Here is a 23,156-nt window from a genome sequence, read left to right as displayed (position 1 = left end):
TACCCTATATATAAAATTTAGATATAACTAAATTTACAATTAGGACGTATAATCACTATTTTCAAGTATTTTTTTTTAAAGACAATCATTCTTTATATATTTTTTGTATAAGTTTAAATTTCGTTCAAGTAAATGTTACCTAAGTCTTATTTTGCACCATAAATGATAAAATAAGCACCTAAGTACTTATTTCATACGCATACGATTATGTACCGCCTGGCTTAGCGTGTGACTATCCACATATTCAAGTTCTCCCCCTTGAGGAACACCTTGCGCAATCCGGGTCATCTGAACGGGCAAATGCTTGGTTGCTTCCACCAGGTAATGTGCTGTCGCCTGACCTTCTACAGTCGCATTGGTTGCCAGAATGACTTCAGAAACCCCGCCTTGACTTAAGCGCTGAATCAGATAAGGAATACCAATTTCTTCAGGCCCAATACCATCGAGTGGCGATAAATGCCCACCCAATACATGGTATTTGCCACGAAAACTGCCACTTTGTTCAATCGCCATCACATCTGCCGGTGATTCCACTACACAAAGCAACTGATCATCACGTTCATGCGAAAGGCAGATATCGCACACTTCATTTTCAGTCAGTGAATGGCAGACGCTACACTCATGAATATAAGTCGCTGCTTCATTCAAGGCATGTGCCAAACCGACAGCACCTTCCCTATTTTTCATGATCAGGTGTAATGCCATGCGCTGAGCCGATTTCGGCCCAACACTTGGCAAAATACGTAATGCCTGTACCAGCTGATCAAATCGATCACTAAACACTCAGCGTATTCCTTAGAATAAACCGGCAAGGCCTGGCGGCAAGCCCATACCTGAGTTTGCAGATTTCATTTTTTCTTCTGAGATCGCTTCAGCTTGACGTGCAGCATCGTTCATTGCAGCCGCAATCAAGTCTTCAATCATATCTGCATCATCTTGCAAAAGTTCAGGATTGATCTCAATACGTTTTACCACGTTACGGCAAGTCATGGTCACTTTTACCAAACCACCGCCAGCTTCAGCATGAACTTCAGTTTGCGCCAGTTCTTCTTTGGCTTTTTTCATGTTGTTTTCAACATCTTTCTGCATGCGCTGCGCTTGCTGCATCAACATATTAATGTTCATAAAATTCTCCGAACAATCAATTTCTAAATTAATATCTATAAAATTAGATTAAATCTAAACCACGACTAATGTCGCGAATAATATCATCAATATCTTCTAAACCAACAGAAACGCGAATTAAACCTTCACGAATACCGGCAGCTTCTTTCGCTTCTGCTGAGAGTTTACCGTGAGTTGTGGTGGCAGGGTGAGTAATTGTCGATTTCGCATCACCTAAATTACCAGTGATAGAAATAAATTGGGTGTTGTCAATAACTTTCCAAGCCCCTTCACGACCACCTTTCACTTCAAACGAAACAATACCACCGAAACCAGTTTGCTGTTTCTCTGCAAGCTCATGACCGACATGTGAAGGCAAACCAGCGTAATAGACTTTTTCAACTTTTGGATGAGTATTTAGGAATTCAGCCAGTTTCTGTGCACTTGCTGAATGTTCACGCATACGTAAACGCAAAGTTTCCAGACCTTTCAAGAATACCCAGGCATTAAATGGGCTCATTGATGGTCCGGTAGTACGCACATAACCAAAGACTTCTTCAAGCAGTTTGTGATTACCCACCACGGCGCCGCCCAAAGCACGGCCTTGACCATCAAGATATTTAGTCGCGGAATACACCACCAAGTCCGCACCGAATTTGATTGGTTGTTGCAATACTGGCGTACAGAAGCTGTTATCAATCGCAAGCAACGCACCATGGGCATGGGCAAGATCAGCCAGAGCTTGAACATCGGCAACTTCAGCAAGCGGATTAGATGGAGATTCTACAAATAACAGCTTGGTTTCAGGCTTGATGGCATTTTTCCATGCTTGCACATCTGTCAAATCAACAAAATCAACGCTGACACCAAATTTAGCCACGTATTTTTCGAATAACGAAACAGTCGAACCAAACACAGCACGTGAACAGATGATATGATCGCCCATTTTCAAATAGGACATTGCCACAGCCATAATGGCTGCCATACCTGAACTGGTTGCCACAGCGCGTTCAGCACCTTCCAAAGCAGCCAAACGCTTTTCGAACATCGCCACAGTCGGATTGGTAAAACGCGAATAAATATTTCCCGGTTCCTGTCCTGAAAATTTAGCGGCTGCTTCTGCTGCATTTTCATAGACGAAAGATGAGGTTAGGAAAATTGGCTCGCCGTGCTCACCTTCAAAACTGCGGGTATGACCTGTACGAATGGCTAAAGTATCTAATTGGTATTCAAGGTCGTCTTGTTGGCTCATCTTTACTACCCAGTCCTGCTGCCTTTGCTAATAATTGCCAACATTTTGAGCGCCTATGGCATTTAAGGTCAAGGTATAATGCATAAATATCGCCTACACTTCGATCAATCCACTCATAGGTTAGTAGCACCAGCAATGATTCAAGTTAAAAATAGAATGGCTAAACACAAAAGCAAACTCAAAAACCTGTCAACGACTTTATTCAATTCAAAATCACTGGTTCTATCGCAAACTACGCCTTATGAAGTCATTGCTGAGTATAAACAAACCCGTGTGCGCTATTACGCCTCACCCGATAAACAATATAAAGAACCCTTAGTCTTTGTTGCTCCACTTGCGATTAACATGGCCATTTACGACCTGTACCCATATCGCTCACTGGTAAAACATTTTCAACATAGTGGCTTTGATGTCTATTTAGTCGAATGGGGTCAATACAGCTATAAAGATCGCTTTCTGAATTTCATGTCATTTATTGACGATGCCATTCCCCACTGCATTGCCCAAATTCGTCAGCATTCCAGCAGTGATGAAATTTCACTGCATGGCTGGAGCATGGCCGGTGTCTTTGTCATGCTATATACCGCCCTGCAACAACCCAATTTTGTCAAAAACCTGATTGTCCTGGGTAGTCCGGTAGACAGTCATGCATCGGGGCGTACCGGTAAACTGTTTCAAAAGGTCAATCAACTGATTGCCAAAAATAAAGTGCTGCAAAACAAGATCTATTCTGAAGCCTTGCCAAAATCTCTCATCCATACCCCAGGATTACTGAATACTTTTGGCTTTAAAATTATTGATCCAATGGGATGGGTACAAAGCCAAAAGCAGTTTTTAGCCAACCTTGATAACCTGCAAGCCTTATACGAACATGCCACCATGGGCAACTTCCTGAATCGTATGATTGACTACCCAGGCGGTATCAATCAGGACATGATTTTTAATGTCTGGCTACAAAATCCGCTCAAAAACGGCGTTATCAAATTACAAGATAAGAATATCGAATTAAAAAATATAGCGTGTTCCTTATTGGTCGGTGCGGGCCGCAGCGATCAGATTGTTTCTGAAAATGCCGTTAAGCCTTTAATTGAATTGACAAATAGTAAGGATGTCACGTTTACTCTTATCCCCGGTGGTCATTTAGGACTGATGTCCAGCCAGTCTAGTGCTAACGAATTTTGGCCTTTTATGACCACCTGGCTTAAACAGCGATCGAGCAAAATATAAAGGACACATCATGATTCAGTCAGTTGCATTTATCGGCTTAGGTGCTATGGGTTACCGTATGGCAGCACATTTACCTCAACATTTCGGTACAGTCTATGTCTGGAACCGTAATTTCGAAAAAGCTAAACAACATGCAGCTGAATTTGGTACGCAAGCGGTCGAACTCGAACAGGCAGTTCAGGCCGATATAATTTTTTCATGCCTGCCAACCAGCCAGGATGTAGAAGAGCTGATTAACGGCATAAGCATCAAATCTGGCGCAGTCTGGGTGGATTGCACCAGCGGTGTACCCGAATCAGCCATAAAACTTAGCCAGAAGTTAAAAGCGCTGGATGTAGATTTTCTGGATGCACCGGTCAGTGGTCAAACCATTGGCGCCGAAAATGGTACCTTAACGGTCATGATTGGCGGTGACGCTGCTGCTTTTGAAAAAGCCTTTCCAGCCATTCAGGCCTTCGGCAAGCTGATTAAACATGTTGGTGCATCAGGCGCAGGATTTGCAGTGAAAGCGGTCAACAATATGTTATTGGCAGTCAATCTTTGTTCAGTCGCTGAAGGTTTCACCACCTTAAAAGCACATGGCGTAAATTTGCATGAAGCTTTAGACTGTATTAATGCCTCAAGCGGTAAAAGTGGCGTCACAGAAACCGTATTGCCACAACGGGTGTTAAACCGTAGCTTTCCACTCACTTTTGCTCTACCGTTATTGGCCAAGGATACGGGTATTGCCCTGGATCTGGTACGTGATGCTAAACTGTCAGCTCCGGTGATTGCCTTAACGCAAAGCCTGATTCAGTCAGCCAGCAATTTAGCAGAAAAAGACAGTGACTTTTCTAGCGCTGTAAAAATGTATGAATCATGGAGTAAAATTACACTTGAGTAATAACTCGCCATTGAATAATGATAATTAAACCTAATATTGTGATGATGTGTCATACACAATGTTCCAACAGAGGAAAACCTCATGATTAAGTTTACTGTTGCAATGTTTGCAAGTTTTGCAACTTTGCTTGGGGCAACGGCATTTGCCGCAACGGCCGAGCAAGAATGTCAAAAGTTGAAAAATGACCATGATGTCATTTATGCTTCTAAAGGTTTTTGCTTTAAAGATCCTGAAGCCAAGGCGAAGTATGGTAATGATAACTGCTATACAACCAAGCCAAAATTTTCAGAAAAAGAGCAACAACGACTTGACGCCATCAAAGATCGTCAGAAAGAATTGAGCTGTAAATAATTACAGCTCTTCATTTTCTTTCTAAGGACTCGCTATGCTTTACGATGATCAAAATATTTTTGCACGAATTATTCGCAACGAACTTCCTGCAATTAAAGTGTATGAAGACGAACAGGTCCTCGCTTTTATGGACATCATGCCACAAGCTGAAGGTCATACTCTGGTCATCCCGAAAACACCTGCAGTGACCTTGCTTGATCTGCCACCTGATGCAGCGGCCTATACCATTCAAATTGTGCAAAAAGTTGCTCAAGCGATGAAAGTAGCACTCGATGTTCAAGGAATTGTATTGATGCAACTGTCAGGTGCATCTGCTGGTCAAACGGTTCCGCATGTACATTTCCACTTGATTCCAAGTTCAGTGCATGAACTCGGAAAACATGCCTTAAATATGGGCGACCAGGAAAAAATTAAAGCCCTGGCGGAAAGAATTAAAGCTGAACTTTAAAATTCACTATAATTTTAACTTGTCAAAAATGGAGCTTCGGCTCCATTTTTTTATCTCTGCGATTAAACCAATCTATCTTACGACTTTTAATTAAAAATTAAATAATTGAAAAACAATAATAATTATTAATTTACTTAAAATTCTTCGTCATAAAACTGTCATCTAGCTTTCACTTCCCCGTCATAAAGTTTGCAGATACTGCTTAGCAAGTTGGTGAGCTTATGTAATTTTTTGTACACAAGCAAACTATAAAAAGAGTCGACAGGGCAACCGCCCCATAAAAGTGTTTTTGGAGAAACTTCGATGAAAAAATTGCTTCTCGCTGCTACCGTAGCAACCTTAAGCGTAAGTGCAGCGCAAGCAGCACCAACATTGTATGGCAAGCTCAATGTAACTTTAGATCAAATTGACAAGAATGGCTTCAAAGATGAAAGCATCACCAAATTAAACTCTAACTCTTCACGTTTCGGGATTAAGGGCGAAGAAAAACTCACTGATAAATTATCTGCCATTTATTTAGCAGAATGGGCAATTGCTACAGATGGTTCGGGTTCAGATGTCGACCTGAATGCACGTAACCGCTATATCGGGATCAAATCAGATGGGATCGCTACTTTAAAAGTAGGTAAATTTGATTCTTACTTTAAGACTGCTGCGGGCAATAACCAGGATATTTTCAACGATCACACTGAACTGGATATGACTTCAGTTTTGGCAGGTGAAGATCGTTTGAACAACGTGATTGGTTTTGAAATCGACAAAAAATTATTAGGTGGTTTAGGCTTCAACATCATGTTCCAGCAAGGTGAAGAATCTTCAACTACAGACAGTGCGACCACAGGTTATCAAGGTAGCCGTGATGGTTTCGGTGATGGCGTTTCAACATCACTGTCTTATGACAACAAAAATCTAGGCTTAGCTGCAGCTGTAGCAGGTAACTTTGGGGTGGCTTCTAAATATAGCGCTTACAGTTTATCTAACATTTATTCAGATGCCATCCGTGTGACTGGCTCGGTAGATTTAACTAAAGCAGGTGTTGATGGTCTGGTTTTCGGTGCCCTTTGGCAGACCGCCCAACCTACTGACGATTCGGTAACAACAACGGCGGGCACACCAGCGGTGGTAACATCGTATAAAGGCCTTCAAGAAGATGCGTACGGCCTTACTGCTGCTTATGTCATTCCATCTACTCCAATTAAGTTAAAAGCAGAATATATTTCTGCGACCACTCAATCGGATGGTCGTAATGACCGTAAACAAGACCTGTATGGCTTAGGTGCTGATTATCAACTTAACAAACAAGCCCGAGTCTATGGTGTTGTGGGTCAACAGAAGCGTGACTGGTTAGCCCAAGATGATACCAAAACTGTGATTGGCCTCGGTATGGAATATAACTTCTAATTTAAGCATGCATAAAAAAGACCGTTCTAAATGCGGTCTTTTTTATTTACTCACTGAAAAATATGCTCTCGGCTTTAACTGTCTTCATTATTTTAAAATAGTTCATTCATGATATTTAATTTATTGCCACAAAATAAGAATGAACCTAATTTATCCCAGTAAAAAAATACTACATAAAATAAATACGACTGTTTTAGTTGGTTTAAAAAAATAATTATAAGCATTTTAGTCGGATTTAATAATTTAAATATAAGTATTTTAGTCGGAATTAAAATTATTAATACAAAGCATTTTAGTCAACTTTAAAATCATAAAGATTTAGTTTATTTTTTAACATTATTATAATTTAAGTTATTGTTTTTAATATGTTAAATAATATATTTTTATTTTAACTGTTTAATCTATTTATTTTTAGTAATTTTTTGTTTAATAATATACATTATGTTTTGAAAATAGGCTTATTTGCATGAGCTTAATACCCAAAGATTTCAATCAAAGATTAGTTCGAGAGATCGCAATCATATTAATAATCAAGATTGCTCTCCTACTCACGATTAAACATATCTGGTTTGATGCCCCTACTATTCCCCAAAATTTTGACAATCAAGTTGCCGAGCATATTGCTGGCAGTCCTTCCCCAATCAAGGAGACACGTTGATGATTTCTGAAAGCGTGGTCGATCTTTCGCGGTTCCAATTTGCAATGACCGCGTTGTATCACTTTATATTTGTACCTCTTACTCTTGGTCTGGCCTTTATTCTTGCCATTATGGAAACCACCTATGTGATTTCCGGTAAAGAAATTTATAAAGACATGACTAAATTCTGGGGAAAACTTTTTGGTATTAACTTTGCCTTAGGTGTAACTACAGGCTTAACCATGGAGTTCCAGTTTGGTACAAACTGGGCGTACTATTCGCATTATGTCGGTGACATTTTCGGTGCGCCACTCGCTATTGAAGGATTAATGGCATTTTTCCTGGAATCGACTTTTATTGGTCTATTCTTCTTCGGCTGGGACCGGCTTTCTAGAGTTCAGCATTTAGGCGTGACCTGGCTGGTTGCACTGGGTTCCAACATGTCGGCACTCTGGATTTTAGTTGCCAACGGCTGGATGCAAAACCCGGTAGGTGCAGCGTTTAACTTCGAAACCATGCGTATGGAGCTGGTTGACTTTGGCGCACTGATTTTCAACCCGGTAGCTCAGGTTAAATTTGTCCACACCGTATCTTCAGGTTATGTAACGGGTGCCGTTTTCGTTTTAGCGATTTCCAGTTTCTACCTGCTAAAAAAACGTGATCTTCCTTTTGCACGCCGTTCATTCGCCATTGCTGCAATCTTTGGTTTAGCTTCTACACTTTCAGTGATTCTGCTTGGCGATGAGTCAGGTTATGAACTGGGTGATGTGCAAAAGACCAAACTGGCTGCCATTGAAGCAGAATGGGAAACTCATCCGGCACCTGCTCCGTTTACATTGTTTGGTATTCCAAATCGGGAAGAACAACGCACTGATTACGCCATCAAAATTCCTTATGTGATGGGTATTATTGCAACACGTTCGCTGGATAAAGAAGTAACTGGCCTGAAAGACCTGATGGTTCAACACGAGCTTCGTATCCGTAATGGTATGACTGCATATGCCGAACTTGAAAAACTTCGTGCAGGTGACCGTTCTCCAGAGCTTATGGCTTCCTTCAAAGAAAATCAGAAAGACTTGGGCTACGGCTTACTTCTTAAAAAATATACACCAAATGTCGTAGATGCTACTGAAGCGCACATCAAAGCTGCAACCAAAGATACTATTCCTAACGTAACCGCATTGTTCTTCTCGTTCCGTGCCATGGTGGCTTCCGGTTTCTTGATGCTGCTTCTGTTTATCCTTGCAACTTATGCGGTCGCTAAACGTAATGCAGAAAACAAACCCTGGTTGCTTAAATTTGCACTTTATGGTCTGCCATTACCATGGATCGCTACACAAACAGGTTGGTATGTTGCTGAAGGTGGTCGTCAACCTTGGACAATTGGTGAAGTTTTACCAACACATCTCTCTGCTTCAAGCTTAAGCACTGGTGATATTTGGGGTTCAATCCTGGCACTTGCGGCGTTCTATACAGTACTTCTGATTATCGAAATGTACTTGATGATTAAATTCGCGCGCTTGGGTCCAAGTTCATTACATACTGGTAAATATCATTTTGAAAAATTAAATGCCGAGCAAGACGACATTGTTCTTCCAAAACGCGCATCTGGAGAGGCTTAATAATGATTGAATATGAATTACTCAAAATCATTTGGTGGGTTCTGGTGGGTGTATTACTCATTGGCTTTGCCCTCACCGATGGCTTCGATATGGGTTCCATGGCAATTATGCCATTCGTGGGAAAAAATGATGATGAACGTCGTGCGGCAATCAATACCATTGCCCCACACTGGGACGGCAACCAGGTCTGGTTCATTACCGCAGGTGGTGCACTGTTTGCTGCATGGCCGATGGTGTATGCAACCGCATTCTCCGGCATGTACTGGGCGCTCTTACTGGTACTGTTTGCCCTGTTCTTAAGACCTGTAGGTTTTGATTACCGCTCTAAACTAGAGAACAAAAAATGGCGTAACTCTTGGGACTGGGGTTTAGCGGTTGGTGGTGCTGTTCCTGCTTTAGTTTTCGGTGTTGCCTTCGGTAATATGTTCCTGGGCGTACCATTCACCTTAGATGAAACTGTACGTTCAACTTATACCGGCAGCTTCTTTGCCTTGCTCAACCCGTTTGCCCTGGTTTGCGGGATCGTCAGCCTGTCTATGCTGAGTGCGCATGGCGGTGCCTGGTTGATGCTTCGTACGGATGGTGACTTACATACACGTTCTGCAAAAGCAACTCAATTGATGGCTGTGGTATTCCTGGTTTGCTTCCTGGGCGCTGGTGCCTGGTTATACTTCGGTGGAATTGAAGGTTATAGCCTTGCTCAACCCTTTAATACTAACGGTGTAGCAAACCCTCTTGCCAAAGAAGTGATTACCAATGCCAACCATGGCTGGATGAATAACTATTCAACTTATCCAATCACTAGAATTGCACCTGTAATGGCAATTCTGGGTAGCCTGATTGTGATTGCATCTGCTGCAAAAGCCAAAGCGGGTTTGAGTTTCCTCGGCACATCAATGATGATTATTGGTGCAATCTTGACGGCAGGTTTTGCCCTGTTCCCATTCCTTATGCCTTCAAGCATCAATCCTGTTGCAAGCTTGACCATGTGGGATGCTGTTTCCAGTAAAAACACACTGACTGTAATGACTGTTGCAGCCTGTATTTTTGTGCCAATCATCTTGTGCTACACCACCTGGTGTTACTACAAAATGTGGGGCGTGATTACTAACAAACACGTTCAGGAAAATTCACATAGCCTTTATTAAGGCTGTGTTAAAAAACTAGGAGTTATTCAATATGTGGTATTTTGCTTGGATTCTCGGGATTTTAATGGCGTGCTTTGCAGGCGTATTAAGTGCCCTTTATATCGAACATCATCAAGATTTGGATGAGGAATAAACAATGACAGAGATCGCAATGACAGCAGAAGGAAGCAAGCCAAATAGAATTGTAATGGCCATTTCATTTTTGATGGCATTGCCACTTGCTACGGTGCTATTAATTCACCCAGCCCTTATGCTCGATGCTAATGGTCACTACAACCATAGTGCCTTAATGATGATCATGATTGGCATTTCAGGTGGATTTATTTACGGCGTAGGATTTCTGCCTAAGTTCTGGCTCTGGAAATGGCTGTTTAGCCCTTATATCGCCTGGCCGCTGATGATCTGGGGTTATTACACCTGGTTCCTCACCTAATTCTTTAAACGTTCTAAAAAGCCCGCAATTGCGGGCTTTTTTAATTTTTATTAGTCATTACTCGTAATCAAGACGCCCATATAACCGACCCAAATTAAATAAGAAATAAAGACAATGCCCAAATTTATAAATTATTTTTAAACTACGTTTATACGCATATAGCATTTTCTCTCAATATAACTATACCGATCATCCACTCCATTGTTATTCTGCCCGTATTCAGATAAAAATAACTCAACCTCTTACTTCAAATAATCATTAGCTTGTAGAGTTTTTATATAAATCGTTTTATTACGTGCAATAAAAAAAACCGGATATTTAATCCGGTTTATTTCGTCATCAACGATGGGTATGAATCGACATCACAATCCCCATACTTGCCAGTAAGGAAATCACTGCCGAACCGCCATAACTCATCAATGGCAGAGGATCTCCTGTCACAGGCAGAATCCCGCTTGCCATACCGGAGTTTAAAAATACAAAGAAAAAGAACGTCAGACCTATAGCACCCGCATATAACCGTCCAAAATTATGGAAGCTATTTAAGCCAATCATTAAGCAACGAATAATAATGGCAGCAAACAGGCTAAATAATAAAAACACCCCAATAAAGCCATATTCTTCAGCATAAGCTGACATAATGAAATCGGTATGATGCTCAGGCAAGTAACCCAAATGCGACTGTGTTCCAGTTAAATACCCTTTACCGGTTAAACCACCCGAACCGATCGCAATTTTAGACTGAATAATGTTCCAGCCTGCCCCCAAAGCATCTGACTCAGGATCAAACAAAGTCAGAACACGTTTCTTTTGATAGGTTTGCAGTACAAACATCCAGAGAATGGGCGCTACAACCGCCAAAGCCGTCAGTGCTCCCAAAATTAAACGCCAAGACATTCCGCACAGGAACAAGACAAAAACACCAGGAATAATCAGACCAATGTTTAAGTCAGGCTGTAGAGCTACCAGTACAAACGGAATCATCATCAAGATGAGTCCGGTCACAATCTGCAAAAATGTAGGTGGAAATGCACGACGCGAGAAATACCACGCCATCATTAGCGGCATGGCAAATTTCATGATTTCACTGGGCTGCATACTGCCAATGCCCGGAATGGTCAGCCAGCGCTTCGCCCCTAAACGCGTATCCCCAATGACCAATACCAATGCCAAGAGCACCATGCCCAGCATATAAAAATATGGACTGACCGCCTGGTACACTTTTGGCGGCACCTGGGCACAAAGAAACATGATAATAAAGCCCACACCAAAACTGGTCGCCTGGCGGATCACCATACTGCTATCTTGCATGGTGGCACTATAAACCACCATCAGTCCCAACATTGAATTCAATAAAAGAAAAGAAAGTAGCCACGGGTCCAGGTGGAGTTTGGCCCATCTGGATGAATCATGTTTAATGCTTCTACCATCACGTAAAGAGTGACGTAAAAAACGATACTGGGGTGATGGTATCATTTGGAATATTTTAACGTTTAGATGAGGTGAGAAATTATAAAATTAAAGCGATGTAGATAATATATCTGTAGCCAATTTTATTCTACTTTTGCGACATTAAAATCAGTTTGGCCAGTTCCAGATCATCAGCATAGGTAATTTTAATATTATCTGATCGGCCCTGTACCACTTTTACCTGCTGACCTACATATTCTAAAGCGCTAGCCTCGTCGGTAATGCTGATGCCATCCTGCAATGCTTTTTCAATTGCATGCTTTAACGTGCCCAGCTTTGAAATTTGCGGTGTTTGTGCTTGCCACAAATGATCGCGACTGACCGTTTTCTCAATCACATTTCCCTGTTCCACATATTTTAAAGTGTCACGCACAGGAATCGCCAAAATTGCACTGCAATTTTCCTGCATGGCAGTATTGACCAACCGTTGTAAACAATCTTGGGTTACACAAGGCCGCGCGGCATCGTGGACAAACACCCAATCATCTTCAGCTGCAAATTCTTTAAGATAGGTTAAGGCATTCAGCACCGAGTTGACGCGTTCTGCGCCACCAGAACAAAAATGGGCTTTTTCGGGATGGGATAATGCCAAGGTTTTTGCAACATCATCCTGTGTGCCAATAGCAAGCACATAACCTGCCAGAGGTAACTGATTCAGACGCGCAACAGTATGTTCAAGTACAGTTTGATCTTGAATCTGTTGATATTGTTTAAGTTCAGTTTTAGAAAAACGGCTTCCGGAACCAGCAGCAGGAATAACTGCCCAAATTTTATGGTGCACTTTCTACGGGTGCTCCAGTTTCATTTTCATTGGTTCTTAAATCAACTTTGGCATTTGGATCAATATAAATCGGTTTATAGTGTGTACCAATGGTGCTCATTTGCACAAAAGTTTCATGTGGCTTGATCAAGCCCAAATCTAAACGTGCATGCTCTTCAATGGCTTCAATCCCATTTTTCAAATCATAGACTTCAGCAGCCAGAACTCGGTTACGTTCTTTAAGTTCGGTATTTAATTCTGTTTGTTGTTGGATTTTTTGGGCCAGTTTTTGATGGTCGTGATAACCACCTTCACCAAACCAAAACAAATACTGAAACCCTGCGATCAAAACGATCGCAAGGCCCAATAATACTTTACTCATCTTAGAGTCGAATACATTTAACATAAATAGCATTCAGTCGCTTAGTTCAAACCTTTGAACTCAGCTTTACCGCGATAAGCAGCTTTAGTCAATTCTTCGATACGAAGTAATTGATTATATTTTGCTACACGGTCAGAACGGCAAAGTGAACCAGTCTTGATTTGACCCGCTGCTGTACCTACTGCAAGATCAGCAATGGTTGAATCTTCAGTTTCGCCTGAACGGTGAGAAATAACAGTAGAGTAACCATTTGCTTTCGCAAGGTAGATCGCATCTAAAGTTTCAGTCAAGGTACCGATCTGGTTGTATTTGATCAGAATCGAGTTACCCACTTTTTCGTTGATACCGCGTTGTAGGATTTTCGGGTTTGTAACGAACAAGTCATCACCCACTAACTGGATCTTGTCGCCAAGAATTGAAGTCAGGTAAGACCAGCCTTCCCAGTCAGATTCGTCCAGACCATCTTCAATCGAGATAATTGGGTATTGGTTTACCAGACCTGCAAGGTAATCAGAGAACTGGTTGCTTGTGAATGCTTTGTTGCCTTCACCTGCAAGAATGTACTGACCATCTTTGTAGAATTCTGAAGATGCACAGTCAAGCGCAAGCATAATGTCAGAACCCGCTTTATAACCTGTTTGCTCAATTGCAGAAAGGATTACAGTAATCGCTTCTTCATTTGAACGTAAGTTTGGAGCAAAACCACCTTCATCACCAACAGCAGTATTCAAACCTTGTTTCTTTAAAACTAATTTTAAAGAATGGAAGATTTCAGCGCCTGCGCGGAGCGCTTCAGAGAATGAAGTGAAACCTACAGGCTCAATCATGAACTCTTGAATGTCAACGTTATTGTCCGCATGTGAACCACCGTTCAGGATGTTCATCATTGGAACAGGCATCGTTAAAATGCTGTTATTACGAAGGTCTGCGATGTATTGGAAAAGAGGAATTTTCTTTTCGTCAGCAGCAGCACGCGCAGCAGCCAAAGATACTGCCAAAGTTGCGTTTGCGCCTAATTTTTCTTTGTTTTCAGTACCGTCAAGCGCGATCATTGTGTTATCAATATCTTTTTGTTCAAATACTGATTTACCAACCAAAGCTTCACGGATTAAAGTGTTTACGTTATTAACCGCAGTTTTAACACCCTTACCCAGGTAACGTGCCTTGTCGCCATCACGAAGTTCTAAAGCTTCACGAGAACCAGTTGAAGCACCAGATGGTGCACATGCACGGCCAACTACGCCAGATGCTAAGATAACGTCCGCTTCGATGGTTGGGTTACCACGAGAGTCCAAAATTTCACGTGCACGAATGTCAACGATTTGACTCATGAACTATTCCTCAGTTGATTAATAAAAATGATGCGTCAAAAAAGACGCATCAATGTGTATTGAATTAATGTGTATCTAGCTTTTCGAAACCTTTGACCAAGGTATCCAATTCTTTCAGCTGCGCCAAGAAAGGCTCAAGTTGCGACATACGCAGCGCACATGGACCGTCACATTTAGCATGTTCTGGGTCTGGATGTGCTTCCAGGAACAAACCAGCCAAACCAGTTGCCATACCTGCACGTGCCAAAGTTGTAATTTGCGCACGGCGACCACCGGCAGAATCTGCACGACCGCCTGGAGTTTGCAAGGCATGAGTGACATCAAAGAACACCGGCACATTCATCTCTTTCATGATGTCGAAGCCCAGCATGTCTACCACCAGGTTGTTATAGCCAAATGCCGAACCACGTTCACATAGAATCAGCTTGTCATTCCCTGCTTCTAAACACTTATGCAGAATATGGCGCATTTCATGTGGCGCAAGGAACTGTGCTTTTTTAATGTTGATAATGGCATCCGTTTTTGCCATGGCTTCAACCAGGTCAGTCTGACGACTTAAGAATGCAGGTAACTGAATAATATCAGCTACTTCCGCCACAGGTGCAGCTTGGTAAGGTTCATGTACATCGGTAATGATCGGTACATTGAAATGTTTTTTAATGTCCGCTAACCACTCGATACCTTTTTCCAAGCCTGGGCCACGGAAAGAGTTCAAGCTTGAACGGTTGGCTTTATCAAAACTTGCTTTAAACACGTAAGGAATTTCCAGACGTTTGCAGATATCTACATAAGTTTCTGCAATTTCAAAGGCAAGGTCTTTTGACTCAAGTACATTCATTCCGCCGAATAATACAAATGGCAAGTGATTTGCCATTTGTATATCGCCTAAACGTACAATTTCTTGTGGTTTTAATTGCGACATTTAAACTTTCCTAGTTTAGTCCTACGCACCGATTATTTGATTTTTTGGTACTGCTTTTTCGCAGCATCAATAAAGCTAGCAAACAATGGATGACCATCACGTGGTGAACTTGTAAATTCCGGATGGAATTGTACAGCAATAAACCAAGGATGTTGAGGAATTTCAACTGTTTCTACTAAGTGTTGTACTGGTGAATAACCTGAAATCTTCATGCCTTTTTCTTCTAGCACTGGGATATAACGGTTGTTCATTTCGTAACGGTGACGATGACGCTCGATGATTTCTGCTGAACCATACACTTCACAAGTTTTGGTACCGGCAACCAATTCAGATTTTTGCGCACCTAGACGCATGGTGCCACCAAGATCTGAATCAACATTACGTTGTTGAACTTCACCACGTTCATCTAACCATTCAGTGATTAAACCAATGAGTGGAGACTTCGTTGAACGGTTAAATTCTGTAGAAGTTGCATCGCTAATACCCGCTACATTACGCGCATATTCGATCACTGCAAGCTGCATACCCAGGCAAATACCAAGGAAAGGTACGCCGTTTTCACGTGCGTATTTAATCGCCTGCATTTTACCTTCAGTACCACGTTCGCCAAAGCCGCCTGGAACCAGGATTGCATCAGCATCTTTTAATACTGTCGCAACATCTTGGCTTTCAAGTTCTTCCGCATTGACGTAGTCAATTTGAACTTTAACGCGGTTTTTAACCCCGGCATGTAAAAGTGCTTCGTTTACAGATTTGTAGGCATCTGGAAGTTCAACATATTTACCTACCATCGCGACACGAACAGTGTATTCAGGATTTAATAATGCTTCTACTACGTTATCCCAATCTGAAAGATCAGCTTCTGGAAGGTCGTTATAACCAAAACGTTCACAGATTAAATCATCCACGTTTTGTTCGTAGAATGTACGTGGGATTTGATAAATAGAACGTGCATCTTTACATACCACAACCGCACGCGCTTCAACGTTAGTGAATAGTGCAATTTTGCGTGTAGTATCAGCATCTACATCATGCTCGGTACGGCAGATCAAGATGTCTGGTTGAATACCAATAGATAGCAACTCTTTTACAGAGTGCTGAGTCGGTTTGGTTTTAAGTTCTGCTGCTGACTTGATATATGGAAGCAAGGTCAAGTGCATTAGCATGGTGCGTTTATGACCAAGCTCTACCATTAATTGACGAACAGATTCCATGAATGGGAGAGATTCAATGTCACCTACTGTGCCGCCAATTTCAACGATTGCAACGTCATAGCCTTCGCCTGCGCGAAGTACACGCTCTTTAATGTTGTCAGTAATATGTGGAATAACCTGAACTGTACCGCCAAGGTAGTCACCACGACGTTCTTTATTTAAAACGTCCTGATAAACACGGCCTGATGTGAAGTTATTCAATTTGGTCATTTTCGCACGACGTAAGAAACGTTCGTAATAACCCAAGTCTAAATCAGTTTCAGCACCATCCTCTGTGACAAAAACTTCACCGTGTTGGAATGGGCTCATTGTCCCTGGATCGACATTAATGTATGGATCCATTTTGACCATGGTTACTTTTAAACCACGGGCTTCTAAAAGTGCAGCAACTGAAGCAGCTGAAATACCTTTACCTAGTGATGAAACTACACCACCAGTCACGAAAATAAAATGGGTCATTGGGTTTCTCGTACAATCGAGCCTAAATCGGCCTGCAATGTTGCGCAATTTTACTTTACCTTGTACCAATAAAGCAAAGTCATTCCGCATCAATTCATAGAACAATAAACAATTGGTTATTCTATCAGCATTTCCGATAAAAAATTAGAGCAACTTGATAGGATTTTTATATTCGCATTTGCTGTTATAATGGCAACATCCAATTAATGCTTTATTTTGTGCGATTATGAATAAAAAACTTTTACTTTGTGGTGCTATTGCAACTAGTTTACTTTTAACTGCCTGTGTAAAAAAAGAAACCCCGAAGGAAGATGAGCAAGAACAGGTTGAAACCACTCAACAAACTGAACAAGTGAATCAGCCTGCAGAAGCCGTACCTTTAGAAGCTACTGAAGATAGCGAAGCTCAAGCTCCAACCCAAGTAGAAATTGAACGCGAAGAAACAGCAAATACCACTACTGTAATCCGTCGTGAAGTACCTCAACAAAATGCTGCTGAAGCACCAAAAGCTGAACCAAAACCAGTAACTCCTAAACCTGAAGCACCACAAGCTGAACCAAAACCGGTTCCGGAAGCATCAGCCAAGTCAAATAGTGAAGCGCAATCTGAAGATGATGCTGTTGCTGCCGCCATTGCTGCGGCCACTCCCGCACTGGATAAATAAATTGAGTCCATTTAAAAACCCGTCTTTATGGCGGGTTTTTTGGCGTTTTATATGCAATCAAAAATAATTGATTCCCTATAAATAAAATTTTAAGGTAAAAATCGAAAGTATAAATTTAAAGAAATAAGCACAAATTAAATAATAAAGAATAGATATTTATTTTTAATTATATTTAAAACATGTTTATAGCAAGTTCAAAGAATCCAAAACAATCATTCAAACTTAAAGATCATTTATTTTGAGACCTCAGCCCATGCTAAAAAAATGCTGTGATTTACTGGAACAACAGCAATTAAAAATTGCTTTTATTGAAAGTGCCAGTTCTGGCTATCTTTCCAGCCAGTTTTCAATTTATAAAAATAGTGGCGCAGAGATTTTACTGGGTGGACTGGTCAGTTATGACCCCTCAATCAAGATTGACATCCTGAATATTGATGCCCAGCTTATAGAAAAATATACTGCTGAATCTGCTGAAGTGACAAAAGCAATGGCCATACAGGGCAAAAAATTATTTTGCCAAGCCGATATTATTGTTGCTTGCACGGGTTTACTCAAACCAGGTGGCAGTGCAACAGAAAATAAACCTGAAGGCACATTTTTTATCTCAATTTTATATTTAAATGAAATACACAACTTTCATTACTTCATCCAAGGCACACCTTTAGACAAACTCACCCTCTTAACCCAATATATTGCTGAAGAAATAATCAAACTTATACAAGGAGTTTAGTCATGCTTAAACTCAAAATCCTTAGTTTGGGATTAATCCTGTTACCATGCACCAGTTTTGCAACTGTTGGAGGCCCTCAAAAGATAGAAGTCCTGGGTTATGAAAGCAAAGAACAAAAAGTCTATTTGCTTAGACATTATCAAGATGGTCGCGGCCGACTGCCCCAGCTTTATTATTATCAATTTAAAAATAATAAACAGCCTGAGAAACTAATTCAGGTAAATTCGCTGTATATCAATCCTAAAACCAAGAAGATTGATTATGATCAAGACAGCCGCTTGTTTGACAAAGAAGTCGCAAAAATTAAAAAACGACTGATACCTTTGATGGCAATACCAAAGCAATCGGTTAAAATTCAGGTGTTAAAGAAAACCAGCTCGAAAGAGAAATCCTGGTATGACTCTAAAGAATATATTCCCAAATATACTTATCAATACCAGCTCAGCAATAAGACCTTAAAAAGCCAAATCCATCAGGCGATCGATTACCGCAACGGATTAAATATCTCTCAAGCCTACAAGATTCCCCAGCAACAAAAGATTTTAGCGGTAGTTAAATATCTGGGTATTCCTTTTGAAACCGGTTATACCATTGAAGATCCGGTGTTACTCACACTCAAAAAATAAACAGCCAAAAAATAAAGCCTCCGAAGAGGCTTTATAAATATTTTGTTTTAAGCAGCTGTACGCTCTGCAATCGGAACCACTTTGCGCAGTTCAGGACCGGTATAATCCGCACTTGGACGAATAATACGGTTGTCTGCACGCTGTTCCATCACATGTGCTGCCCAGCCTGTTACACGGCTCATCACAAAGATTGGCGTGAACAGTTTGGTTGCAATTCCCATGAAATGGTAAGCAGAGGCATGGAAGAAGTCTGCATTACAGAATAGTTTCTTCTCGCGCCACATTACTTCTTCACAGCGTACTGATACTGGATAAAGCACGGTATCACCGACATCTTTCGCTAAACGCTCAGACCAGATTTTAATGATGCCATTACGCGGGTCATTGTCTTTGTAAATTGCATGACCAAAGCCCATGATCTTTTCTTTACGCTCCAACTTGCCTAGCATTTCGCGTTCAGCTTCTTCTGGAGAGGTCCAGTTTTCAATCATTTCCATCGCTGCTTCATTGGCACCACCGTGTAATGGACCACGTAATGAACCAATTGCACCTGTGATACATGAGTGCATATCAGACAAAGTCGAAGCACATACGCGCGCAGTGAATGTTGAAGCGTTAAATTCATGCTCTGCATACAGAATCAGCGATACGTTCATCACCTGTTCATGCAATTCATTTGGTTTTTCACCACGAAGTAAATGCAGGAATTGCGCGCCGATTGAATCATCATCAGTATTTTCTTCAATACGCACGCCATCGTGGCTATAACGATACCAGTAGCAAATAATTGCAGGTAAAGTTGCTAAAATACGGTCTGCAACATCTTGCTGCTCATCAAAAGATTTTTCTGTTTCCAGGTTACCGAGCATAGAAACACCGGTACGCATCACATCCATTGGATGCGAATCTGCCGGAATGCGTTCTAAAACTTCTTTCAATGCTTGTGGAAGCTGACGTAAAGATTTCAATTTGGCTTTATATGTAGCAAGCTGTTCTTTAGTCGGCAATTCACCAAAGAAAATCAGGTAAGCCACTTCTTCAAACTGGCAATTTTCTGCCAGATCTTGCACATCATAACCACGATAAGTTAAGCCTGCGCCACTCTTACCAACAGTTGAAAGTGCTGTTTTACCTGCCACTTGTCCACGCAGTCCTGCGCCGGTGAGTACTTTTCCTTCAGCCATTTTAATTCTCCATTTTGAATTATTTATTTAAACAATTTGTCCAGGGTGTTTTCGAACGTATGATAATCCAAGAATTCGTAAAGCTCTTTACGTTGCTGCATCTTGTCCAAGACGTTAACTTGCGTACCATTTTCACGAATCGAGCGCATCACTTCCAATGCTGCTTTTTGCATGGCGCGCGTTGCTGACAATGGATACAACACCATACGGATACCCTGCTCACCCAATTCATCCACCGTGTAATAAGGTGTATCACCAAATTCAGTAATGTTGGCCAATACAGGCACACCAACTGCATCACATACGGTTTTATACATGGTAATGTCAGTCATTGCTTCAGCGAAAATGGCATCCGCTCCAGCTTCTACACATGCACATGCACGGTCAATCACCGCCTGCAAACCTTCTTTTTGCAAGGCATCGGTACGTGCCATCACCACAAAATTTGAATCGGTTTTGGCATCAACCGCAGCTTTAATACGGTCAACCATTTCCTGTTGCGACACGATTTCCTTGTTCGGACGGTGACCACAACGCTTTTGCGCAACCTGATCTTCAATATGTACTGCTGCTGCACCCGCTGCAATCATTTGTTTTACTGTACGGGCAATATTAAATGCACCACCCCAGCCGGTATCGATATCTACAAGTAAGGGCGTGTCAACACGTTCGGTAATACGACGAACATCTTCCAGTACGTTATCTAAACTGGTCATACCCAGGTCAGGTAAGCCATAAGAATAATTGGCAACTCCTGCGCCCGATACATAAATAGCCTTATAACCTACTTCTTTCGCCATCATGGCTGCATAGGCATTCACTGTGCCGATAATTTGTAATGGTTTTTCCACTTCCAGTGCTTGTCTAAATCTTAAGCCTGCAGACATTTGTTCTGTCATCTTCCTTTCCACAGTTTCACTTTACTTATCGAAGTTCGAGTATAGCCATAAACATCTGTTTAGCTATGACTATTTAGAATTTATACTCTAAAACTTTAGTCAAATATTCATCAAACACATAGTGTTATTTCCAATCTTCATAGTTGTTACTAAATAAGACAAATGCTATTTCAGGAAATGTGTGCATATATTTGCTATCATTGCAAATGATTTCATTTTTTAATCGTTGATTCTCTATAGGCCATATGCAAGAACTCGCTCAATTAGACTCCCTCGCGCGTGATACACCACAAACCAAACGTGGTCATGAACGATGTCTGGCGCTTTTGCTGAGTGCCAATGAGCTTTTTCTCAAACACGGCTATGATGCTGTATCCCTGGATGATATTGTCAATCACGCGGGGGGTTCCAAGGCTTCAATTTATAAGTTTTTTGGTAATAAAGAAGGCTTATTTACTGCAATCTGTGATTATCGCAGGGAACAGTTTTTTAAAGATATTTGCCTGCCTTTTGAACAAGGAAAAGAAAATTTTAAATCTTATCTGATCAATACCCTGATTAATTTTCACCGTCATTTATTAATTCCTGAAAATGCGGCATTTATGCGTCTGATTCTAGAGCGGACCCAGCACAACCCTGAACTTGCCCTGTATATTCATGAACAAGGTCCCAAGCATATTCAGTCCGCAATTGCCTGTGCCTTAGAAAAGGCACATAGCAAAGGAATTTTAAGATGTGAACATCCGCTTTATTCAGCCCAATTCTATTTTGGTATTTTAAGAAATTTGGAATGGCGCATTCTAATGAATATTCCAGCTCAAGAAAATGATCAGGAAACGATCGAATACATCACTTATTGCGTAGATCGCTTCCTGGAAGGCCATCAACCACGCTAGATTTTTTGCAATTTTCCTCGCATATAGTATATTAGCCGATTCCGTATTTTTCTTAACTAACCAGCAACTAATTGCCGATGATTTATTTTCAGCGATTATTGTGGAGTAAATGATGGCTCTCCGTCACTTTCTAACTTTACGTGATTTATCGACTTTAGAACTTAACCAGATTTTGCAACGCGGGATTGAACTCAAGCGTAAGCAGCATAACAATGAAGTTTTCCAACCTTTCGTTGGTAAAGTCATGGGTATGATTTTTGAAAAATCGAGTACTCGCACACGTGTTTCGTTTGAAGCTGGTATGAGCCAATTCGGTGGGAGCGCAATCTTTCTTTCTTCACGTGACTCACAACTCGGTCGCGGTGAGCCAGTAGAAGATTCAGCACGTGTAATTTCAAGCATGCTGGATATTGTGATGATCCGTACTTTCGGTCATGACATTGTTGAGCGCTTTGCTTCTTATTCTAAAGTTCCAGTGATCAATGCATTAACTGATGACCACCACCCTTGCCAGCTTTTAGCAGACATGCAAACCTATATTGAACACCGTGGTTCAATTGAAGGCAAAACTGTGGCCTGGATTGGCGATGGCAACAACATGTGTAATTCTTATATTGAAGCTGCACACATGTGGGGCTTTAAACTAAAAATTGCAGCCCCTAAAGGCTATGAGCCACAAGAAAAATTCTTGACTGAGTTTGCTCACTGTGTAGAACTGGTTGACTCAGCTGAAGATGCCGCTGTGAATGCTGACCTGATTGTGACTGATGTATGGGCAAGCATGGGCCAAGAAGAAGAACAGAAAATTCGTGAAAAAGCCTTTGCTGATTATCAAGTGAATGAACGTTTAATGGATCTGGCACACCCAGACTGTTTGTTCATGCACTGCTTACCTGCTCATCGCGGTGAAGAAATTTCTGAAAATCTCCTCGATCATAAAAATGCTGTGGTTTGGGATGAAGCTGAAAACCGTCTGCATGCGCAAAAAGCGCTGGTTGAATTTTTAATTAATGAAAATTTAAAAAAAGACTAAGCGTTCAGACTAAAGTTTCTTAAAAAAGTACCTTCGGGTGCTTTTTTTATATCTATAAATTGTTTAATTTAAACCATAAA

At 41.2% G+C, this 23,156-nt stretch carries 26 protein-coding genes; 15 read left to right on the top strand and 11 right to left on the bottom strand.

The genetic code is table 11. The features are described from left to right. Window positions 1–186 precede the first annotated feature (186 nt). From recR to B4C48_RS05605, 3 genes are read right to left on the bottom strand one after another with little or no spacing between them, the layout of a single operon-like run. The gene (gene recR, locus B4C48_RS05615) at window positions 187–783 is read right to left on the bottom strand and encodes a recombination mediator RecR (RefSeq protein ID WP_291354626.1); all 597 of its coding nucleotides are present in this window, start codon (window positions 781–783) and stop codon (window positions 187–189) included. 12 nt (window positions 784–795) lie between these two features. Then, window positions 796–1,125: a YbaB/EbfC family nucleoid-associated protein gene (locus tag B4C48_RS05610; RefSeq protein WP_291354625.1), complete on the bottom strand. Its 330-nt coding sequence runs from the start codon at window positions 1,123–1,125 to the stop codon at window positions 796–798. A 43-nt stretch (window positions 1,126–1,168) separates the two neighbouring features. Continuing rightward, the gene (locus tag B4C48_RS05605) at window positions 1,169–2,356 is read right to left on the bottom strand and encodes an O-succinylhomoserine sulfhydrylase (RefSeq protein ID WP_291354624.1); all 1,188 of its coding nucleotides are present in this window, start codon (window positions 2,354–2,356) and stop codon (window positions 1,169–1,171) included. A gap of 135 nt (window positions 2,357–2,491) precedes the next feature. Here B4C48_RS05605 and B4C48_RS05600 point away from each other — a divergent pair, with 135 nt between their 5' ends. The 10 genes from B4C48_RS05600 (at window position 2,492) to B4C48_RS05555 (ending at window position 10,506) form a co-directional block, all read left to right on the top strand. Next, window positions 2,492–3,583 carry an alpha/beta fold hydrolase gene (locus B4C48_RS05600; protein WP_291354623.1) on the top strand — a complete coding sequence of 364 codons (1,092 nt, stop codon included), beginning with the start codon at window positions 2,492–2,494 and terminating at the stop codon, window positions 3,581–3,583. Between the two features lie 10 nt (window positions 3,584–3,593). Next, window positions 3,594–4,466 (top strand): NAD(P)-dependent oxidoreductase, encoded by an 873-nt coding sequence (locus B4C48_RS05595; protein ID WP_291354622.1) that lies wholly within the window; start codon window positions 3,594–3,596, stop codon window positions 4,464–4,466. An 81-nt stretch (window positions 4,467–4,547) separates the two neighbouring features. Then, the gene (locus B4C48_RS05590) at window positions 4,548–4,817 is read left to right on the top strand and encodes a YARHG domain-containing protein (protein ID WP_291354621.1); all 270 of its coding nucleotides are present in this window, start codon (window positions 4,548–4,550) and stop codon (window positions 4,815–4,817) included. 34 nt (window positions 4,818–4,851) lie between these two features. After that, window positions 4,852–5,265: an HIT family protein gene (locus tag B4C48_RS05585; RefSeq protein WP_291354620.1), complete on the top strand. Its 414-nt coding sequence runs from the start codon at window positions 4,852–4,854 to the stop codon at window positions 5,263–5,265. Between the two features lie 303 nt (window positions 5,266–5,568). Then, window positions 5,569–6,666, top strand: a complete 1,098-nt coding sequence (locus tag B4C48_RS05580) for a porin (protein ID WP_291354619.1) — start codon at window positions 5,569–5,571, stop codon at window positions 6,664–6,666. Between the two features lie 466 nt (window positions 6,667–7,132). Further along, window positions 7,133–7,324 (top strand): cytochrome oxidase putative small subunit CydP, encoded by a 192-nt coding sequence (cydP, locus tag B4C48_RS05575; RefSeq protein WP_291354618.1) that lies wholly within the window; start codon window positions 7,133–7,135, stop codon window positions 7,322–7,324. Beyond that, entirely contained in the window at window positions 7,324–8,925 is a 1,602-nt protein-coding gene (locus B4C48_RS05570) for a cytochrome ubiquinol oxidase subunit I (RefSeq protein ID WP_291354617.1), read from the top strand. Before cydP ends, B4C48_RS05570 begins: the two co-directional genes overlap by 1 nt. Before the next feature lie 2 nt (window positions 8,926–8,927). After that, a complete protein-coding gene (gene cydB, locus B4C48_RS05565; RefSeq protein ID WP_291354616.1) occupies window positions 8,928–10,073 on the top strand; it encodes a cytochrome d ubiquinol oxidase subunit II in 1,146 nt (381 codons plus the stop codon). A gap of 31 nt (window positions 10,074–10,104) precedes the next feature. Further along, window positions 10,105–10,206 (top strand): cytochrome bd-I oxidase subunit CydX, encoded by a 102-nt coding sequence (gene cydX, locus B4C48_RS05560; protein ID WP_002120988.1) that lies wholly within the window; start codon window positions 10,105–10,107, stop codon window positions 10,204–10,206. A 3-nt stretch (window positions 10,207–10,209) separates the two neighbouring features. Then, window positions 10,210–10,506, top strand: coding sequence for a cyd operon YbgE family protein (locus B4C48_RS05555; RefSeq protein ID WP_291354615.1), 297 nt, complete (start codon window positions 10,210–10,212; stop codon window positions 10,504–10,506). 339 nt (window positions 10,507–10,845) lie between these two features. Here B4C48_RS05555 and rodA read toward each other — a convergent pair whose 3' ends face one another. The 6 genes from rodA to B4C48_RS05525 all read right to left on the bottom strand — a co-directional run bounded on the left by rodA (window position 10,846) and on the right by B4C48_RS05525 (window position 17,044). Next, on the bottom strand, window positions 10,846–11,982 hold the full coding sequence (rodA, locus tag B4C48_RS05550; RefSeq protein WP_291354614.1) for a rod shape-determining protein RodA: 1,137 nt from the start codon (window positions 11,980–11,982) through the stop codon (window positions 10,846–10,848). Between the two features lie 82 nt (window positions 11,983–12,064). Further along, window positions 12,065–12,757 carry a 2-C-methyl-D-erythritol 4-phosphate cytidylyltransferase gene (gene ispD / locus B4C48_RS05545; protein ID WP_291354613.1) on the bottom strand — a complete coding sequence of 231 codons (693 nt, stop codon included), beginning with the start codon at window positions 12,755–12,757 and terminating at the stop codon, window positions 12,065–12,067. Next, window positions 12,747–13,142 carry a cell division protein FtsB gene (gene ftsB / locus B4C48_RS05540; RefSeq protein WP_291354612.1) on the bottom strand — a complete coding sequence of 132 codons (396 nt, stop codon included), beginning with the start codon at window positions 13,140–13,142 and terminating at the stop codon, window positions 12,747–12,749. Before ftsB ends, ispD begins: the two co-directional genes overlap by 11 nt. 17 nt (window positions 13,143–13,159) lie before the next feature. Continuing rightward, window positions 13,160–14,449 (bottom strand): phosphopyruvate hydratase, encoded by a 1,290-nt coding sequence (gene eno / locus B4C48_RS05535; protein ID WP_291354611.1) that lies wholly within the window; start codon window positions 14,447–14,449, stop codon window positions 13,160–13,162. 64 nt (window positions 14,450–14,513) lie between these two features. Beyond that, complete coding sequence (gene kdsA / locus B4C48_RS05530) at window positions 14,514–15,371, bottom strand: 3-deoxy-8-phosphooctulonate synthase (RefSeq protein ID WP_291354610.1); 858 nt, start codon at window positions 15,369–15,371, stop codon at window positions 14,514–14,516. Window positions 15,372–15,403: 32 nt separating this feature from the next. Further along, complete coding sequence (locus B4C48_RS05525) at window positions 15,404–17,044, bottom strand: CTP synthase (protein WP_291354609.1); 1,641 nt, start codon at window positions 17,042–17,044, stop codon at window positions 15,404–15,406. Between the two features lie 226 nt (window positions 17,045–17,270). Between B4C48_RS05525 and B4C48_RS05520 the strand changes: the two genes are divergently transcribed. From B4C48_RS05520 to B4C48_RS05510, 3 genes are all read left to right on the top strand, one after another. Then, window positions 17,271–17,708 carry an internalin gene (locus B4C48_RS05520; protein WP_291354608.1) on the top strand — a complete coding sequence of 146 codons (438 nt, stop codon included), beginning with the start codon at window positions 17,271–17,273 and terminating at the stop codon, window positions 17,706–17,708. A 253-nt stretch (window positions 17,709–17,961) separates the two neighbouring features. Next, window positions 17,962–18,438: a CinA family protein gene (locus B4C48_RS05515; protein WP_291354607.1), complete on the top strand. Its 477-nt coding sequence runs from the start codon at window positions 17,962–17,964 to the stop codon at window positions 18,436–18,438. A gap of 2 nt (window positions 18,439–18,440) precedes the next feature. Continuing rightward, complete coding sequence (locus tag B4C48_RS05510; RefSeq protein ID WP_291354606.1) at window positions 18,441–19,064, top strand: aminotransferase; 624 nt, start codon at window positions 18,441–18,443, stop codon at window positions 19,062–19,064. A 47-nt stretch (window positions 19,065–19,111) separates the two neighbouring features. Here B4C48_RS05510 and prpC read toward each other — a convergent pair whose 3' ends face one another. Both prpC and prpB read right to left on the bottom strand, forming a co-directional pair. After that, complete coding sequence (prpC, locus tag B4C48_RS05505; protein ID WP_291354605.1) at window positions 19,112–20,248, bottom strand: bifunctional 2-methylcitrate synthase/citrate synthase; 1,137 nt, start codon at window positions 20,246–20,248, stop codon at window positions 19,112–19,114. A 23-nt stretch (window positions 20,249–20,271) separates the two neighbouring features. Next, window positions 20,272–21,147 carry a methylisocitrate lyase gene (prpB, locus tag B4C48_RS05500; RefSeq protein WP_291354604.1) on the bottom strand — a complete coding sequence of 292 codons (876 nt, stop codon included), beginning with the start codon at window positions 21,145–21,147 and terminating at the stop codon, window positions 20,272–20,274. Between the two features lie 245 nt (window positions 21,148–21,392). On the opposite strand from prpB, the gene B4C48_RS05495 reads away from it, so the two are divergent. Beyond that, on the top strand, window positions 21,393–22,043 hold the full coding sequence (locus B4C48_RS05495) for a TetR/AcrR family transcriptional regulator (protein ID WP_291354603.1): 651 nt from the start codon (window positions 21,393–21,395) through the stop codon (window positions 22,041–22,043). 112 nt (window positions 22,044–22,155) lie between these two features. Then, the gene (gene argF, locus B4C48_RS05490; RefSeq protein WP_291354602.1) at window positions 22,156–23,076 is read left to right on the top strand and encodes an ornithine carbamoyltransferase; all 921 of its coding nucleotides are present in this window, start codon (window positions 22,156–22,158) and stop codon (window positions 23,074–23,076) included. Window positions 23,077–23,156: the final 80 nt, after the last annotated feature.

Origin of the sequence: Acinetobacter sp. UBA3106, assembly GCA_002365595.1 — a bacterium.
Classification (GTDB): domain Bacteria; phylum Pseudomonadota; class Gammaproteobacteria; order Pseudomonadales; family Moraxellaceae; genus Acinetobacter.
The sequence above is the reverse complement of the archived record's forward strand: the minus strand, read 5'-3'. Positions and strand labels throughout refer to the sequence as shown.

Coding starts and splice junctions, on each gene's coding strand:
- B4C48_RS05610 (WP_291354625.1), bottom strand. CDS start 1,125: ATGAACATTAATATGTTGATGCAGCAAGCGCAGCGCATGCAGAAAGAT.
- B4C48_RS05605 (WP_291354624.1), bottom strand. CDS start 2,356: ATGAGCCAACAAGACGACCTTGAATACCAATTAGATACTTTAGCCATT.
- B4C48_RS05600 (WP_291354623.1), top strand. CDS start 2,492: ATGATTCAAGTTAAAAATAGAATGGCTAAACACAAAAGCAAACTCAAA.
- B4C48_RS05595 (WP_291354622.1), top strand. CDS start 3,594: ATGATTCAGTCAGTTGCATTTATCGGCTTAGGTGCTATGGGTTACCGT.
- B4C48_RS05590 (WP_291354621.1), top strand. CDS start 4,548: ATGATTAAGTTTACTGTTGCAATGTTTGCAAGTTTTGCAACTTTGCTT.
- B4C48_RS05585 (WP_291354620.1), top strand. CDS start 4,852: ATGCTTTACGATGATCAAAATATTTTTGCACGAATTATTCGCAACGAA.
- B4C48_RS05580 (WP_291354619.1), top strand. CDS start 5,569: ATGAAAAAATTGCTTCTCGCTGCTACCGTAGCAACCTTAAGCGTAAGT.
- cydP (WP_291354618.1), top strand. CDS start 7,133: ATGAGCTTAATACCCAAAGATTTCAATCAAAGATTAGTTCGAGAGATC.
- B4C48_RS05570 (WP_291354617.1), top strand. CDS start 7,324: ATGATTTCTGAAAGCGTGGTCGATCTTTCGCGGTTCCAATTTGCAATG.
- cydB (WP_291354616.1), top strand. CDS start 8,928: ATGATTGAATATGAATTACTCAAAATCATTTGGTGGGTTCTGGTGGGT.
- cydX (WP_002120988.1), top strand. CDS start 10,105: ATGTGGTATTTTGCTTGGATTCTCGGGATTTTAATGGCGTGCTTTGCA.
- B4C48_RS05555 (WP_291354615.1), top strand. CDS start 10,210: ATGACAGAGATCGCAATGACAGCAGAAGGAAGCAAGCCAAATAGAATT.
- rodA (WP_291354614.1), bottom strand. CDS start 11,982: ATGATACCATCACCCCAGTATCGTTTTTTACGTCACTCTTTACGTGAT.
- ftsB (WP_291354612.1), bottom strand. CDS start 13,142: ATGTTAAATGTATTCGACTCTAAGATGAGTAAAGTATTATTGGGCCTT.
- eno (WP_291354611.1), bottom strand. CDS start 14,449: ATGAGTCAAATCGTTGACATTCGTGCACGTGAAATTTTGGACTCTCGT.
- kdsA (WP_291354610.1), bottom strand. CDS start 15,371: ATGTCGCAATTAAAACCACAAGAAATTGTACGTTTAGGCGATATACAA.
- B4C48_RS05525 (WP_291354609.1), bottom strand. CDS start 17,044: ATGACCCATTTTATTTTCGTGACTGGTGGTGTAGTTTCATCACTAGGT.
- B4C48_RS05520 (WP_291354608.1), top strand. CDS start 17,271: ATGAATAAAAAACTTTTACTTTGTGGTGCTATTGCAACTAGTTTACTT.
- B4C48_RS05515 (WP_291354607.1), top strand. CDS start 17,962: ATGCTAAAAAAATGCTGTGATTTACTGGAACAACAGCAATTAAAAATT.
- B4C48_RS05510 (WP_291354606.1), top strand. CDS start 18,441: ATGCTTAAACTCAAAATCCTTAGTTTGGGATTAATCCTGTTACCATGC.
- prpC (WP_291354605.1), bottom strand. CDS start 20,248: ATGGCTGAAGGAAAAGTACTCACCGGCGCAGGACTGCGTGGACAAGTG.
- prpB (WP_291354604.1), bottom strand. CDS start 21,147: ATGACAGAACAAATGTCTGCAGGCTTAAGATTTAGACAAGCACTGGAA.
- B4C48_RS05495 (WP_291354603.1), top strand. CDS start 21,393: ATGCAAGAACTCGCTCAATTAGACTCCCTCGCGCGTGATACACCACAA.
- argF (WP_291354602.1), top strand. CDS start 22,156: ATGGCTCTCCGTCACTTTCTAACTTTACGTGATTTATCGACTTTAGAA.